This window comes from Pectobacterium atrosepticum (genome assembly GCF_000740965.1).
GTDB lineage: Bacteria > Pseudomonadota > Gammaproteobacteria > Enterobacterales > Enterobacteriaceae > Pectobacterium > Pectobacterium atrosepticum.
The window spans coordinates 91,416-107,879 of record NZ_CP009125.1 but is presented as its reverse complement, the minus strand read 5'-3'; the positions used below and the strand labels follow the sequence as shown (position 1 = coordinate 107,879).

13 protein-coding genes are annotated in these 16,464 nt (G+C 48.0%); 6 read left to right on the top strand and 7 right to left on the bottom strand.

The genetic code is table 11. The annotated features are described in order from the left end of the window. Nucleotides 1-27 precede the first annotated feature (27 nt). Both GZ59_RS00450 and GZ59_RS00445 read right to left on the bottom strand, forming a co-directional pair. Nucleotides 28-1,938 carry a PTS mannitol transporter subunit IICBA gene (locus GZ59_RS00450; protein ID WP_039289350.1) on the bottom strand — a complete coding sequence of 637 codons (1,911 nt, stop codon included), beginning with the start codon at nucleotides 1,936-1,938 and terminating at the stop codon, nucleotides 28-30. Nucleotides 1,939-2,363: 425 nt separating this feature from the next. Then, on the bottom strand, nucleotides 2,364-3,068 hold the full coding sequence (locus tag GZ59_RS00445; protein WP_080708278.1) for a DUF3053 domain-containing protein: 705 nt from the start codon (nucleotides 3,066-3,068) through the stop codon (nucleotides 2,364-2,366). A 412-nt stretch (nucleotides 3,069-3,480) separates the two neighbouring features. Here GZ59_RS00445 and GZ59_RS00440 point away from each other — a divergent pair, with 412 nt between their 5' ends. From GZ59_RS00440 to GZ59_RS00430, 3 genes are all read left to right on the top strand, one after another. Next, entirely contained in the window at nucleotides 3,481-4,860 is a 1,380-nt protein-coding gene (locus GZ59_RS00440; RefSeq protein WP_039289347.1) for a hypothetical protein, read from the top strand. Nucleotides 4,861-4,863: 3 nt separating this feature from the next. After that, nucleotides 4,864-5,598, top strand: a complete 735-nt coding sequence (locus GZ59_RS00435) for an OmpA/MotB family protein (protein ID WP_039289344.1) — start codon at nucleotides 4,864-4,866, stop codon at nucleotides 5,596-5,598. 71 nt (nucleotides 5,599-5,669) lie between these two features. Continuing rightward, the gene (locus GZ59_RS00430; protein ID WP_144243121.1) at nucleotides 5,670-6,473 is read left to right on the top strand and encodes a hypothetical protein; all 804 of its coding nucleotides are present in this window, start codon (nucleotides 5,670-5,672) and stop codon (nucleotides 6,471-6,473) included. A 51-nt stretch (nucleotides 6,474-6,524) separates the two neighbouring features. Here the strand turns inward: GZ59_RS00430 and glyS are convergent, their stop codons facing one another. The 3 genes from glyS to GZ59_RS00415 form a co-directional block, all read right to left on the bottom strand. Then, nucleotides 6,525-8,594, bottom strand: a complete 2,070-nt coding sequence (gene glyS / locus GZ59_RS00425; RefSeq protein WP_039289343.1) for a glycine--tRNA ligase subunit beta — start codon at nucleotides 8,592-8,594, stop codon at nucleotides 6,525-6,527. 9 nt (nucleotides 8,595-8,603) lie between these two features. Beyond that, entirely contained in the window at nucleotides 8,604-9,518 is a 915-nt protein-coding gene (gene glyQ, locus GZ59_RS00420) for a glycine--tRNA ligase subunit alpha (protein ID WP_011091727.1), read from the bottom strand. A gap of 126 nt (nucleotides 9,519-9,644) precedes the next feature. Continuing rightward, a complete protein-coding gene (locus GZ59_RS00415) occupies nucleotides 9,645-10,451 on the bottom strand; it encodes a sulfite exporter TauE/SafE family protein (protein ID WP_039289341.1) in 807 nt (268 codons plus the stop codon). 296 nt (nucleotides 10,452-10,747) lie between these two features. Here GZ59_RS00415 and GZ59_RS00410 point away from each other — a divergent pair, with 296 nt between their 5' ends. Next, a complete protein-coding gene (locus tag GZ59_RS00410; RefSeq protein ID WP_039289338.1) occupies nucleotides 10,748-11,311 on the top strand; it encodes a DNA-3-methyladenine glycosylase I in 564 nt (187 codons plus the stop codon). Further along, complete coding sequence (locus GZ59_RS00405; RefSeq protein ID WP_039289336.1) at nucleotides 11,308-11,751, top strand: N-acetyltransferase; 444 nt, start codon at nucleotides 11,308-11,310, stop codon at nucleotides 11,749-11,751. Before GZ59_RS00410 ends, GZ59_RS00405 begins: the two co-directional genes overlap by 4 nt. Nucleotides 11,752-11,806: 55 nt before the next feature. Here GZ59_RS00405 and GZ59_RS00400 read toward each other — a convergent pair whose 3' ends face one another. Next, nucleotides 11,807-13,768 carry a methyl-accepting chemotaxis protein gene (locus tag GZ59_RS00400; RefSeq protein WP_039289333.1) on the bottom strand — a complete coding sequence of 654 codons (1,962 nt, stop codon included), beginning with the start codon at nucleotides 13,766-13,768 and terminating at the stop codon, nucleotides 11,807-11,809. Between the two features lie 353 nt (nucleotides 13,769-14,121). On the opposite strand from GZ59_RS00400, the gene ghrB reads away from it, so the two are divergent. Then, nucleotides 14,122-15,084: a glyoxylate/hydroxypyruvate reductase GhrB gene (ghrB, locus tag GZ59_RS00395; RefSeq protein ID WP_039289332.1), complete on the top strand. Its 963-nt coding sequence runs from the start codon at nucleotides 14,122-14,124 to the stop codon at nucleotides 15,082-15,084. A 91-nt stretch (nucleotides 15,085-15,175) separates the two neighbouring features. Here the strand turns inward: ghrB and GZ59_RS00390 are convergent, their stop codons facing one another. Continuing rightward, nucleotides 15,176-16,378, bottom strand: a complete 1,203-nt coding sequence (locus GZ59_RS00390; protein WP_011091720.1) for a serine hydrolase domain-containing protein — start codon at nucleotides 16,376-16,378, stop codon at nucleotides 15,176-15,178. Nucleotides 16,379-16,464 lie beyond the last annotated feature (86 nt).

Sequence of the window (16,464 nt, the reverse complement as noted above, 5' to 3'; positions counted from 1 at the left end):
GCCCGAAGGCGGCTCTAGCCACATCAATTAGGCACTTTTTTTACCAGAGAGTAAGTCGAGTACTTCCTGAACATCTTGGGTATGTGCCAGACGTTCAATGGCGGCATCATCATCCAGCGCGTTAGTCAGGCTGGTGATGACCTGAATATGTTCGTTATTGCGGGCAGCAATACCGATAACCAGACGCGCAACCTCATCTTCTTCATCACCAAAGCGAACACCTTCAGGATATTGGCAGAAGACAACGCCCGTTTTCAGCACACGATCTTTCGCTTCAATCGTACCGTGTGGTACGGCAATCGATTCACCCAGATAGGTGGAGGTCAGCTTTTCGCGCTCCAGCATCGCTTCAACATACTCAGGTTCGACGTAGCCACCTTTTACCAGTTGCTCACCGGCAAAACGGATTGCCTGCTCTTTGTGTGTCGCATGCTGATTCAGGAACACGTTACCCGCACCCAGTTGGAACAGGTTCGTCTGCACATCGGCTACAACTGCTGGTGCAGGTGTCGCGACGGTTTCAGGCTTCGCAGCACCCTGCGCTGCCACAAGACGAGCTGCCAGATCGCTATACAAACCGCTATCAAGGAAGTTGGTCAGCGAAATATGCTGCGCTTGCGGCGCATGGCGCATCGCACGCTCGGTCAGATCGCGGTGCGTAATGACCAGATCAACATCATCCGGCAGGCTATTGATCGCGCTGTTAGTCACCGAAATGTTGGTCAGCCCAGCATCCTGAACTTTCTTACGCAGCACACCAGCACCCATCGCGCTGGAACCCATGCCGGCATCACAGGCTACGATGATTTTACGCACGGTGCTCATGTCGCCGCTGACACCGGCGCTCGTTGCTGCACCTTTGGAAGAGGCTTTCATTTCCTGCACGCGGCGTGTCGCGTCGCCCAGGTCTTCTTCTTTTTGCTTGGTACTTTTCAGCAAAATCGCTGACACAATGAAGGACACCGCGAAAGCGGCTGCAATGGCTGCGAGGTTAGCGAAGTAAGCGCCTTTTGGCGTCATCGCCAACACGGCCAAAATTGAGCCAGGGGACGCAGGAGAAACCAAGCCGCCACCCAACACGCTCAGCGTAAACACGCCAGTCATTCCACCCAGAATCACCGCAATAATCAGACGCGGATTCATCAGCACATAAGGGAAGTAAATTTCGTGAATACCGCCCAGGAAGTGGATAATCGCCGCACCCGGTGCTGATTCTTTCGCGTTACCACGGCCGAAGAACATGTAAGCCATCAGCACGCCCATACCCGGGCCTGGGTTCGCTTCGATCAGGAAGAAAATAGATTTGCCAGTTTCCGTCGCCTGCTGAATGCCCAGCGGTGAGAAGATACCGTGGTTAATAGCGTTGTTCAGGAACAGAATTTTTGCGGGTTCAACGAAGATGGACGTCAACGGCAACAGGTTGTTCTGCACCATCAGGTTAACGCCGGAGGCCAGCACCTGAGAGAAGACTTCAACCAGCGGACCAATTGCCAAAAACGACAGAATTGCCAACAACATACCGATAATACCGGCAGAGAAGTTGTTGACCAGCATTTCAAAGCCGCTCTTGATTTTACCGTCGACCATACGGTCAAAACGTTTGATCGCCCAGCCGCCCAACGGGCCTACAATCATGGCACCGAGGAACATCGGGATATCGGTCCCAACAATCACGCCCATCGTTGTAATTGCACCAACCACACCACCACGCTCACCAAATACCAAGCGTCCGCCGGTATAACCAATCAGCAATGGCAGCAAAAACGTGATCATTGGACCGACAAGCTTCGCCAACGTTTCATTGGGAATCCAGCCAGTGGGGATAAACAGCGCGGTAATAATACCCCAGGCGATAAATGCGCCAATATTGGGCATCACCATATTGCTGAGGAAGCGGCCAAAGTTTTGAACTTTGATCTTAATATCTGGTGAAAGCATAAAAACACACCCCTATTGAAACGCGCTGACAATAAGAGCGCGTGGTAATTATCGTGAGACGGCGTGGCTATAAAAATACCGATTGCCACAAGAATACTTCCGTCATTATTACTGTATGCAGCGCGGACTCTAACACGCTGTTTTCATACCGCAACCTCATGGCAGCAACGTGACAAAAATCACACAACCACCCTACATCAACGATACAAATAGGTGATTTACTTCACAAAAAACCGTTAAAAATGAAAAACTAAACAGATTTGTAGACAAACACTGCGCCTTATATGTGATTTGCATCACACTTTACAGGCGCTTGTTTGTTTTATTTATGTGATGTTAATCACAATTTATTTTTCCTCTCGTCTGCCAAACTCATCTTATCCAGAATACCTATCCGCCAAGAGCGCCTCGCTAAAAGAGGCTAATTAGGGATAGTTCGTGCCAGTTACCCCTCTGAGCGCATTCATTAAATTTTGCTGCTGAACCGGCAATGCTGCCACCATACCGTTATATTGCGCCACCTGCTGTGGCGTACGGAATTGCACAGACGCACCGTTAAATACGGCCTGATCGCCCTGAGCTTGAAGGAAATCCCCAACCTGAATCAGGCTTTGTGTAAACGACGTGGCATTCGGAATAGCAGGCAACAACGCATTCGTCGGCTGTATTACCGTCCGCGCATACAGTCGCTCATAAGGAATTTGCACCTCTTCGGGCTGTTTTAATGTGCGGTGGGCATTGTCAGCCTGCGCTTTCGCCGTCTGAACATGCTGCGCCAACAGGCTCATGGTTCCAACAGATTGCCTCAGTGCATCACGCTGTGTCAGATAGTCTTTAGGGACGCGAATACGGGAAATTTGCCCCAGCATCGGCGTTAAACTGCCGGATACGGCCTGATTAAACTGCTGAGAAAAGGTGGTTAAAATCGCGTAATCGTTGGTGAAATTGCCAAAATTCTTCTTTTGCTCTTCCGTCAATGCAGGCAGTATCCCATCCTGCTGCGACTGCACGCTTTGCAGGAACGCAATGAATGCCTTCCGCTGCTCGGCTTCACTGTCACCGCAGGCAGCAAGCTGCAATGCCGCCAGAATAACCAGAACTGGCAGCAGCCAGCGTGAACGGTACGTCATCAGCCTTCTCATTCCCTACTCCTGTTATGCTTACTGCCCCGCCAGCCGTGCTTTATACGGACAAAAACACGCTAGCGACGGATTTTCCATGACAAGATTTTCTACGACATAAGCATAGTCGAATCAGGCTGGCTGTGCAGAAAAAGGCCAGGTCTGGCGTTCAAGAGAAATAAAAACCAGTATGGTTATTGTTTAATCATAAACATATTATTAAAATTGCGTTTCATCTCGCATTTTTCATCCGAATAATAAAATTCGCCAAAAATATGAGGTTACTCGACAATATGAAAAAATAGATTACAAAATGAAACTATTAACAAGGTAACGAATATGCAATTTACTACCTTAAATAAAAAGTGACTCTTTTAGCACGATAGCTTTATTTTTAACAAACGGACAATTTGACTACTCTATGCTTAGTATATTACCACTTGAAACATGGATTTTTATTGCTGTAATCCTTGCCTACTTCATTTATAGCAACTGGAATTTTACCGAGAAAAAATCCCATGAGTCGCCAGGTATCCTCATTACTATAGGAATATTGGCAACCTTCCTTGGCATTGCGTTAGGTTTGTCGTCATTCGATATGAATGATGTGGAAAATAGCTTACCTACGCTGATTAATGGCATAAAAACCGCATTTTGGGCTTCTGTCGCGGGTGTCGCTTGCGCATTAATTATAAAATGGCGCTATGCCATCTGGGGTGTAAGAACAAAAAACAACCAACCAACACCCACTGATTCAACAATTGATGATATTGTTCAACACTTACAGATCTCTACAGAATCGATTGGCCGATTGCATTATGCTATAGCAGGAAATGAAGATGCTTCTTTACTCACACAGTTAAAGTTAATGCGCGGCGATCAAAACGATAAACTCACCAATATTCATAATGCATTTACTGAATTTGCAAAAATTCAAACTGAAAATAACTCAAAAGCATTAATTGAAGCATTAAAAGAAGTTATTCATGACTTTAACGAAAAAATCGGTGAGCAATTTGGCGAAAATTTTAAACAGCTAAATGAAGCTGTCGGTAAAATAAATGAGTGGCAGCAACAATACAGCCTGCAAATACGAGAGATGATTGAGCAACAAACTCAAACAACAGAAAATATGCAACAAGCGACCCAATCCTTTTCTGAAATAATGACACAATCGGAATCATTTACTCAAGTTGCAAAAGACATTCATCAAACGATTGGCACGGCCTCTAGTTTAGAAAAAGGCATAGAAGAAAATCTAAAACAACTCGCTGAACTAATTGAATCCTCAAAAACAGGCATCCCCGAAATAGAAAAAGGAATCATGGCTATTATAGAGGATGTGAGAAACGGGGCTAAAGCCTCTGCCACAGTCATTGGAGATAGTATTTATACTGTCACACGCACATTGGAATCCTCAGCGGCTGACTTTACCAGTCAGATGATAGGTAGTTCGAAAGCGATGTCCGATGCAATAAAAAACCAAAATCAGGAAATGCAAAAATCTGTTCAGAAAACAGGTACTGAGCTACAAGAGCAGATAACCCGCCTTTCTCAAGATCTCACTAAATATATGCAGAAACACAATGAAGACGTCACCAATAATATTGTCGAACTAAATAAAAAAACAGAACAACAAGTTCAGACATTGGATGCTGCTTTAGCTGCTGCGTTGAAGAAATCTCTCGATAGCCTAGGCCAACAATTAGGAGCACTATCTTCTAAATTTGTACAGGATTACGATCCTCTAACAGAAAAACTAAGAGACGTCGTACGCCTATCCGAGAATTTGAGGAGATAGCAGATGAATAATCCATTACTGACTCACAAAAAAGCAGATAAAGAGGATTTTTGGATCAGCCTGAGTGATTTAATGACCTCTCTGATGATGATATTTTTACTTATCTCCGTTGTCTATATGATAAAAGTACAGGAGATGGTTAAGATTCCATCAGTATATAAAAATACCCTACAGGGGCTTGGTCAAGCATTACAGCTCGAATTCAAGGATGATCTAAAACGTTGGCACGCAACAATCGACGAGGATCTAACAGTACGGTTCCAGGAGCCAAATATTTTATTTACAACCAGTTCCTCTGAGCTAAAGCCGGAATTTAAAAGTATCTTAGATGAATTTATCCCTCGCTACCTTGGTATTATGACTGATAAAAAATATATCGATAACATTGAGGAAATACGTATTGAGGGACATACATCAACGATGTGGCGAACTGGTGTAAGTGAAAATGATGCTTACTTTCATAACATGGAACTGTCTCAGTCAAGAACTCGAACAACTCTGTCATATATTATGAATATGCCTGCTGTTTCAGACTCTAAAAACACCTTAAGCTGGTTTAAAAATCATGTTCGAGCCATTGGGTTTTCTTCAGCAAAACCCATTGATAAAGAAGGAAAAACGATTACATCCCCAACGCAAATTGAAGACAGTGCACGCTCTCAAAGAGTGGAGTTTCGTGTCAGGACAAATGTTGAACGTCAGGTGGCCAATATTGTTGAGAAAGGGAATAAAATATAATGGATTCGTTTCTCGTCTCTCAACTTCCCGATTTTCTTGAGTCGTCAATTTTCAATAATCTACGCAAGGAAATGAAAGCAGAAATTATCCCACCAATCACCGAAATAAAAATGGATGCTCTTGTTCTTGATAAAATACTGTCAACAACTGGAAAAGATGTTGATATATTAGAAATAGAAATTAATAGTGATCATACTATTAATTATAAAGATAACCGAGTTATCCTTCATATAAGAGATGTCGCTTCCTACAGTGGGAACATGAGTTTGCCAAAATATCATTTGGCAAACTGTAAAACATTACAGAGAATGTGGGAAAATAACAAAAGTGGAAGATACGTTGCAGCCACTCGTAGTGATGGAATTTTTACGATAAAATCACAGAATACTGAAAAAACAGAGTGGGTCACCAGAGAAGAAAACTTAGATGTATGTAAGTTTTGTCTCGAAACGCTAAATTGGAAAAATTACTCTAGAAAATATCAGGATAGAGAAAATATTTTTTCTACTTTTGATCTAAGAGAATTCTTTACTGTTTATCCGAACTCAGCAACAACATACAATGCTGAGCATAATGATATTACTGCTCCAATTAATGATTACTCCAAAAATTTCCAAATAATATCAAAACAATATCGAGAGTCAGTTAACTGGCAATGTGAAATTTGCAACATAAACCTTACACGTAAAGATTTAAATAAATTTTTACATGTCCACCACCGTGATGGGCAAAAAAATAATAATAACAACAAAAATTTACAGGCACTCTGTATTGAATGTCATTCTAATCAGGACAACCATGGGCATATGAAAAACAATCCCCAACTTACACCATTTATTCAAATAAAAAACAGTATGGTTCTTTCAGAAAGCTAAACGATCTTTCCCTAGGCTCATTTTACAGCCTAGGGAAAGGTTATGTTGTCCCTATTGCAGCACAGAAATATCCGCAACCTGCAAGAACAGCTCACGCAGTTGGCTCAGCAGCGTCAGGCGGTTCACTCGAACCTGCTCATCTTCCGCCATTACCATCACCTGATCGAAGAATGCATCGACAGGTTCACGCAGTGAGGCCAGCTCAACCAGCGCTTCCTGATAACGGCCTTCAGCAAACAGCGGCGTCAGTTTGTCACGCAGCACGACAAGGTGCGTTGCCAGCGTAATTTCCGCCGCGTCTTTCAATACAGCAGCATTGACGCTCTCATTCAGCTTATCGGTAGACTTAGCCAAAATGTTGGAAACGCGTTTGTTAGCCGCTGCCAGCGCCGCTGCTGCATCCAGCGAACGGAAGTGGCTAACCGCTTTCACGCGGGCATCGAAATCAGCCGGACGGGTTGGACGACGCGCCAATACCGCCTGAATGGTATCTACGCTGTGACCTTCTTCCTGATACCAGGCACGGAAGCGACCGAGCATAAACTCAATCACCTCATCCACAACCTTGGTATTAGTCAGCTTAGTGCCATACAAACGCACCGCTTCTTCGGTCAGCGTCTGCAAATCGAGCGGCAGACGTTTTTCGACGATGATGCGCAACACGCCGAGGGCCGCACGACGCAGTGCAAACGGGTCTTTGTCGCCTTTTGGATGTTGGCCGATGCCAAAAATTCCTGCCAGCGAATCCATTTTATCGGCAATAGCCAGCGCACAAGCCACCGCAGAAGACGGCAGTTCATCACCCGCAAAGCGCGGTTGATACTGCTCATTCAACGCAACAGCAACATCTTCCGCTTCGCCATCGTGACGCGCATAGTGCATCCCCATCACGCCCTGCGTGTCGGTGAATTCGAACACCATGTTGGTCATCAGGTCACACTTGGACAGCAGGCCCGCGCGCGTAGCATGATTCACATCGGCACCAATCTGGCCAGCAACCCAGCCAGCCAACGCCTGAATACGGTCGGTTTTATCGCGCAATGAACCCAACTGTTGCTGGAACAAAACGGTTTCCAGACGCGGCAGATGATCTTCCAGACGCTTTTTACGGTCGGTATTGAAGAAGAACTCGGCGTCAGCTAAGCGCGGACGCACCACTTTTTCGTTACCGGAGATAATCTGCTGTGGATCTTTGGATTCGATATTGGCAACAAAGATAAAGTGAGGCAGCAGATTGCCGCTGTTGTCGTAAACCGGGAAATACTTCTGGTCACCTTTCATGGTGTAAACCAGCGCCTCGGACGGTACAGCGAGGAATTTTTCTTCAAATTTCGCAGTCAGTACCACCGGCCATTCCACCAGCGAGGTGACTTCTTCCAGCAGGCTGTCGCTCAGATCGGCATTACCGCCAATCTTGCGTGCGGCTTCTTCCGCATCGGCTTTGATTTTGGCTTTACGCGCATCATAGTCGGCGACGACTTTACCGCGTTCCAGCAGAATCTGCGGGTACTGTTCGGCGTTGTCGATCGTGAATTCAGCTTCACCCATAAAGCGGTGACCGCGGATAGTACGAGCAGAATGGATACCCAGTACCTGACCGGGGATGAGTTCCTCACCCAGCAGCAGGGTTACAGTGTGTACCGGACGCACAAACTGGGTTTCTTTATCGCTCCAGCGCATCAGTTTTGGGATCGGCAGCTTTGATAACGCGGTGCTTACCATGCCAGCCAGCAACGCCTGAGCCTGTTCACCTTTAGCGTGGGCGCGATACAGCAGCCACTCGCCTTTATCGGTCGTTAAACGTTCGGCCTGCTCAACGGTGATACCACAGCCACGCGCCCAGCCTTCTGCCGCTTTGGTTGGTTTTCCTTCGGCATCAAACGCTTGAGAAATCGCTGGACCCCGTTTTTCTACTTCACGATCGGGCTGAGAAGCGCTTAAGCGTGCCACTTTCAGCGCCAGACGGCGCGGCGCAGCAAACCAGCTTACGTCCCCGTGCGCCAGATTGGCGGCATCCAGCTCCGCCGTGAAATTAGCGGCAAAGGATTCTGCCAGATTACGGAGAGCCTTCGGCGGCAGCTCTTCCGTGCCAATTTCCACCAGAAAAGTCTTGTCAGTCATGGCTGCCTCTTAGCTCTCTTTCTTATTACACATCGGGAAACCCAGAGCCTCACGAGAGGCATAATAGGCTTCCGCAACCGCTTTGGTCAGGGTACGAATACGCAGAATGTAGCGCTGACGCTCGGTAACCGAGATCGCTTTACGCGCATCCAGCAGGTTAAAGCTGTGCGCCGCTTTCAAAATGCGTTCGTAAGCTGGTAAAGGCAGCGGTTTTTCCAACGCCAGCAGGTGCTGCGCTTCTTTTTCATATTGCTCGAAACAGCTGAACAGGAAATCGACATCTGCGTGTTCAAAGTTATAGGTCGATTGCTCGACTTCGTTTTGATGGAACACGTCGCCGTAGGTGGTTTTACCTAACAGGCCATCGCTCCAGACCAGATCGTAAACGCTATCAACGCCCTGAATGTACATCGCCAGACGTTCCAGACCGTAGGTGATCTCACCGGTTACTGGTTTACATTCCAAGCCGCCAACCTGCTGGAAGTAGGTAAACTGCGTGACTTCCATACCGTTCAACCAAACTTCCCAGCCCAGGCCCCATGCGCCCAGCGTCGGGTTTTCCCAGTTGTCTTCCACGAAGCGAATATCGTGAATGGTCGGATCCATGCCCAGCTCTTTCAGAGAACCGAGATACAGCTCCTGAATATTCTCCGGTGATGGCTTAATGACGACCTGAAACTGGTAATAGTGCTGTAAGCGGTTCGGGTTTTCGCCGTAGCGCCCATCGGTTGGACGACGAGAGGGTTGCACATAGGCGGTGGCCATTGGCTCCGGCCCCAGTGCCCGCAGGCAGGTCATAGGATGTGAAGTGCCTGCGCCGACTTCCATGTCCAATGGTTGAACAATGGTGCAGCCCTGGCGAGCCCAATAATCCTGTAACGTCAGGATCAGGCCCTGGAAGGTCTTGGTATCAAACTTTTGCATGTTGGATTCGCGCGCGATACAAGTGGATTTATAAGGAATTCGCCAGTATACCCTCTGACCGCAAGATATACAGCCAGAATGCGGTAACAAGTGCAAATCCCCGCCATCATCTTTCAAGTTCCGGGATCAACCGGAAAAAACGGTCTGCAACATCTTCAGGCTCAGCAGCAGTAACAATGCCGCAAAGGCTTTTTTCAGCGTCGCAACAGGCAGACGGTGCGCCAGACGAGCGCCAACAGGCGCAGTGAAGAAGCTGACGGCGGAAATCAAGAGAACAGCGGGCAGAGAAACATAGCCGACGCTGTAATCAGGCAGCCCGTTCGCCGACCAACCGTTGATCATGTAGCCCAGCGCACCGGAAAGAGCAATCGGTAGCCCGACCGCTGCCGACGTACCGATCGCCTGCTGGATACGCACGTTGCACCACGTCAGGAACGGCACCGTGAGCGACCCGCCGCCAATGGCCACCAGCGCCGAAATACTACCAATCACCAGCCCTGCGAACGAAACACCTGCCGTACCGGGCAACTGGCGCTGCGGTTTTGGCTTGATATTCAACACCATTTGCAGCGAAACGTAGGCCATAAAACAGGAAAAAAAGATTGCCAGCGTTCGCGTCGGCAACATCGTCGCCAGCCAGGTAGCGGCGAATGTCCCGATCAGGATGGCAGGCGTAATCCGCACCACTACAGGCCAAAGCACCGCCTGATGCTGATGGTGGGTACGCAGGCTGGAAATTGCCGTGACGACAATCGCCGCCATTGACGTTCCCAACGCCAAATGCACCAGATGCGTATTATCTACACCTTGTGCGGCAAACAGCGCCGTCAGCACTGGCACCATAATGCCACCGCCGCCGATGCCCAATAACCCGGCCATAAAACCCACCACTGCGCCTAATGCCAGATAGGCCGCTATCCACTCCACTGCCATTCCCTATACCTCTGTCTCTGTTTATGCTTTTCTTATGATCAATAAACAGCCCTGAGCTAATGAACAGCCCTGAGCGAATAAAACAGCCCTGAGCTGTTGGCAAAGCATTATTCACGATTCCACGACGACTTTCCGCCCCATCCGCACACGACCTTTCATATCTGCGAGCACGCCCGCAAAACGCTGGTTGCATATACAGAACTATGAATGTCATGATCTCCCCACATTGCGGCAGACCGCATTACAATGAACTGTGCGTCCAAATACCAACGGCACAACCGAATCAGGAGAAAGGAATGCAACGCTGCGGCTGGGTTACACAAGACACCTTATATCAGGATTACCACGATAACGAGTGGGGGAAGCCCTGCACCGACAGCCAGAAGCTATTTGAGCTACTGTGTCTGGAGGGCCAGCAGGCGGGCCTTTCCTGGATCACCGTCCTGAAAAAACGCGAAAACTATCGCCGTTGTTTTCACCAGTTCAATCCTGAACAAGTAGCAAAAATGACGCAGGATGACGTGGATCGACTGGTGCAGGACAGCGGTATTATCCGCCACCGTGGGAAAATCGAGGCGATCATCACCAATGCAAAAATATGGGTGGCGATGGAAAGTCAGGGAGAGAGTTTCTCGCACTTCATTTGGTCTTTTGTCGAACACCAACCGCGTCTCAATCACCCAGCTTCACTTGCAGAGGTTCCTGCCAAAACGGACGTTTCAGATGCCATGTCAAAAGCCCTGAAGAAACGCGGCTTCAAATTTATCGGTTCAACTATCTGTTATGCCTTCATGCAGGCGGGCGGATTGGTCAACGACCATGTCACCGACTGTTTTTGTCATCAGAAAAGCACATCATGATCCGCCCTTACCGTGGCCTCGATCTCGAACCGCTGATGCAACTTTGGTTAACGAGCACCATTCTGGCGCATCCCTTCATTCATGAAGATTACTGGCGAGAAAGTGCAACTGCGGTACGTGACATCTATATTCCTCAGTCACAAACCTGGGTTTATGAGGAGCAAGGAAGTCTTATTGGCTTTATCAGCGTACTGGAAGCACGATTTATCGGCGCACTCTTTGTGGAACAAAACTATTACGGCAAACAGATTGGCGCAACGCTAATCCAGCATGTTCAGGCGCTTTTCCCCTTACTCAGTCTGGAAGTGTATCAGCAGAATACGCGCGCCTGCCGGTTCTACCATAAGCAGGGTTTCGCCATTGTTGAGGAAAACGTCAATCAGGATACGCAAGCTACTGCGCTAATTATGCAGTGGGTGAAACGAGTAAGGGAGCAGTAAATACCGCTCCCTTCGGTTCAATGGATAATCTCTGAGCTATCGGTTCAACCGGATATCAGAACGTTGTCCAGTTATCGTTGCCGTTATCCCGCGACGCAAGCGTCGGCAGACGAGCTATAGCCTTATTACCCGAATTTGGATTACCGGTGTTCGAACCCTGCAGTCTTGCCAGCCCCGCAACATCCTTATCGGATATGCGGAAAACCGACATCAGTTTTGCCAACTTCGACGCTTGTTCTTGCAGCGAGTTTGCCGCAGCCGAAGATTCACTCACCATCGAGGCGTTCTGCTGGATGGTGGTATCCATTTCAGCAACCGCACTGCCAATTTGGGCGATACCACGACTCTGCTCATCCGATGCTGAGGAGATTTCCCCCATGATGTCATTCACACGGTTCACGGAAGCGACAATGTCATCCATCGTCGTTCCCGCCCGAGAAACCAGTTCAGTACCTGCATCCACGCGAGAAACCGATTCGGAGATCAGGGTTTCGATCTCTTTTGCGGCCTGTGAACTGCGCTGAGCAAGACTACGAACTTCACTGGCGACCACCGCAAATCCCCGTCCTTGTTCACCGGCTCGTGCCGCTTCCACAGCCGCATTCAATGCCAGAATATTAGTCTGGAAAGCGATGCTATTAATGACACTCGTAATATCAGAGATCTTCTTCGAACTGCCTGAAATATCGCTCATGGTGTGAATCACGCGGTTAATAATATCCCCGCCGCGGTTGGCATTGGTTGAAGCTTCTCCGGCAATCTGGCTGGCATGTCGGGCATTCTCGGCGTTGTTCTTCACGGTGGCCGTTAACTCTTCCATACTGGCCGCCGTTTCTACAATCGCCGCCGATTGCTGCTCGGTACGTGATGACAAATCATTATTGCCCGATGCAATATCAGCGGAAGCACTCTCAACGCTGTACACGCTCTGACGAATATCCGTCATTAAATGACGTAATTTCTCCGTCATCACCATCATGGCCGCCGTTAATTGCCCCAGCTCATCATGCCGTTCCACCGTGACATTCGCAGAGAGATCGCCACCAGCGATCCGTTCCGCCAGCTTCAGGTTGGTGATAATGGATCGGGTAATTTGTCGCGTGACAGACCATGCGATCAGTAGGCCGAATACAATGGCAATCGCCCCTAAAACCAGCGTTTGCAGTACAGAGCTATTGATAATGTCATCATTCTTCGCGCCGAGCTTTTGCAGAATACTGCCGATGTCGCTCGTCATTTTGTCTCCGGTTGCCCGGAACTTCACATCAGTGGTTTTTAACTGCCCCAACCGTGCGTAATACTGCTCTGCCGTTTGATGATAATTTTCAAATGATTGCCAAAACGAATCGACTACGCGACGGCGATCGCCAGTGACCGACGATGCCAGCGCATCATAGGATGTCTTCGATTCGCCATAGACCTGTTTCTGTGCAGTAAACGCGGCTTCGCTATTCTCTCTTTGTAAGGTGTAGGTGCTGTTGACCAGTTTCAGAAACAGCAGCGAGAGGGATTCCTTCTGCATAGACAACGCACTTTCATCTGCGCCGACGGGGAGACCAGTCATAAATGCCGTTAATGCATCAGAGGCATTCATCTGGCTGATTTTCTTTGCCGTCTCGACCACCGTGTTTGCGGCGGCTTTCATGCTATTCAGATCGGTATCATAATTAGCGAAATCCTGATCAAGATTATTAAAATCAGAGAGATAAACCGCTTCCCACGTTAGCGCTTTCGCTTTTTCTTTTTGCTGATTTGCCTGACTAATGTAGGTATTAAGGTTCTTGATATTGTCATCCGCAAAGGTGAATGAATATTTTACTCTCGCCATTTTTGACTGATCGAGATAATGATTCATTTCATTCAAAATCGTCGTTTTAACATACAGATCGTGGATGATGAAAAATCGTACAGCACCAACGCCAGATGCGATCATTACCAAAAACAGGACAATACCGAAACCGCCATACAGCTTATGAGAAACCTTGAGGTTACTCATAATCCTGGTAAAAAAATGCATTTCCGCCCCCATTAACACTATCAATGTCTAAAACATCACCATGTCAAAAAACATCCCCGTAAATAACGTTATCGGTTTTTTGTAGTAATGCTTTATCAAGAAATGAGTGATATCAATCACAAAGGAAATATATTAATCAATGGATCATCAAGAAACGTCATTCAGGGACAGCTGCACGCAGCGGTGAAGCGTCTGTATGCGATCGTTCATCACATCAATCGTGCAAATCCCCCATTAATCGAGATTAACCTTGGGCAGATGCGGGGGCGGTATCGCTTGCAGTCTCTCGCCAGCTACGCGATTATTTGATGAGCGATTTCTACCTTAACTTCCTTAATCTGCTGGAGTTTGTGATGAAACCTAGCGTTATCCTGTATAAAAAAGTGGCTGACGACCTACGTGCTCGTTTAGACCAACACTTCACCGTCACCGAACTTGACGCCTTTCCCGCACTCGACCACCCTGCTCTGGCAACGGCCGAAGGCATCATTGGTTCCGGCGGCAAAGTCGATAAAGACTTCCTGCAACACGCACCGCTTTTACGCGCGGCTTCCACTATTTCTGTCGGTTACGACACCTTTAACGTCGACGCGCTGAATGAAAAAGGGGTGATTCTCATGCATACCCCAACCGTGCTAACGGAAACGGTGGCGGATACGGTTCTGGCACTGATGCTTGCGAGCGCGCGCCGAGTCGTGGAAGTGGTTGAGCGGGTCAAAGCGGGCGAATGGAAAGGCGGTGTAGGCAGCGACTGGTTTGGCACCGACGTTCACCATAAAACCATCGGTATTCTGGGGATGGGCCGCATTGGTCTGGCCGTCGCACAACGCGCCCACTTTGGTTTCAGCATGCCAGTACTGTACAACGCACGCCGCCATCATGCCGAAGCAGAAGAACGATTTAATGCCCGCCACTGCGATCTCGATACGCTATTGGCAGAATCTGATTTCCTCTGTATCACGCTGCCGCTGACGGCGGAAACTCACCACCTCATTGGCCGTGAACAGCTGGCAAAAATGAAGCCCAGCGCTATTTTGATCAATATCGGTCGTGGTGCCGTCGTGGATGAAGATGCGCTAACGGAAGCATTGGTCAAAGGGACAATTCAGGCCGCAGGTCTGGATGTTTTTGTCAAAGAACCGTTGCCTGTCGATTCTCCCCTGCTGGATTTACCTAACGTCGTGGCGCTGCCGCATATCGGTTCTGCCACGCACGAAACGCGCTACGACATGGCCGCCTGCGCCGTCGATAACCTGATTGCCGCCCTGAGCGGTCAGGTAAAAGAAAACTGCGTGAATCCGCAGGTTTTGAAGTAGGTCACCACCAAGCGTTTGCTTTCAAAACGCCCTTCACGCTCCAGCAACGATGTCTACTACGTGGCTGGAGCGTGCGGGCGGAGGTGATTGTTTAAGCTTTGCACACACCTTGATAATGCATTGCCTGACCAATACGCGAGATAAGGGTATGCCCGAGGTTATTGTCCCAATTGAAGCTGTTTTGCAGTACAACTACGGCAATGCGATTGTGACGATCTAACCCGATGTAACTTGAATAACCACCAATGTATCCCACCTGATAGGTAATGTGTTGTGTGCCTACCTCATCGGTGATCCAAGCAATATTGGCAGCCTGTTTCGTGCGGTTGTAATATGTCTTCATCGAATCGTTTATGGCTTCGTCCAGCGCGTAATAACCTGTCGGATAAATATGTGCGCGGGCAAATTTCAACAGATCGTTGGCGCTGGTGTACAAACTGGCAGCACCTACCATATTGGAAGAAAAGTGCCAGTCAGGTATCGGCTTACCACGCATAATAAATTTGGGTTGATCGCCAGCATGGCCAATCGCTCGATAGGGAAAGCGCGTTAATTTCTGTGGGGTAAAACTGGTGTTTTCCAGTCTTAGAGGCTCGATAATGGTTTCATTCACCAACTGATCAATGGATTCCCCCGTTTTCAACTGTAAGACATACCCCAGAATGGCATAGCCAAGATTCGAATACATCGGCGTTGGATTGGGCGGCACCGTAAAATCAGCCAGATAATCCAATACCCGATCGTCATCCAATAGCGTATAGAAATTATTTCCGGTAAATAGATACTCGGCAAAAAGCCCCAGCATCTGCATATCCATCATCTGACGAGGTAAGCCCGAAGTGTGGGTAACCAGCTGTAGTAACGTGATCTTTTTTACGCTCTCGCTTAAGAGAACCTGACCAGGCAGGAGTTCTTCGAGCGTATTATCCCAGCGCAGTATCCCTCGTTTCACCAGAATACCCGTGGTTTCCGCCATAAATCCTTTGCTCACCGACCCAACGGCAAACAGGGTATCTCCCGTAATAGGATAACGGTGATGACTATCTGTAAAACCATATCCCCAACTACGCCTATTTCCGTCAGCAGTTAATACCCCGACGACAAGACCTGGTATCGCTTTTTGTTTAAGAAAAGGAACGGCCAGACGATCGACCTCAGCGGTTAAGTCTTGATAGCAGGCAAGCCGCAACACATCAGCATCAGATTCATCAATAGACATATTTGATAATGCACTACAGCCTGAGAGCATCAATAATGTTGCCGTGCCCAGCACAAGTCGAAAGCATAAGTGCATAATAAAAATGTCTTAAATTGAATAGACGGACGTTAAATTTTTTCGATATTAAAAGGTCCGCTCAAAAAGCACTATCAATATATTTA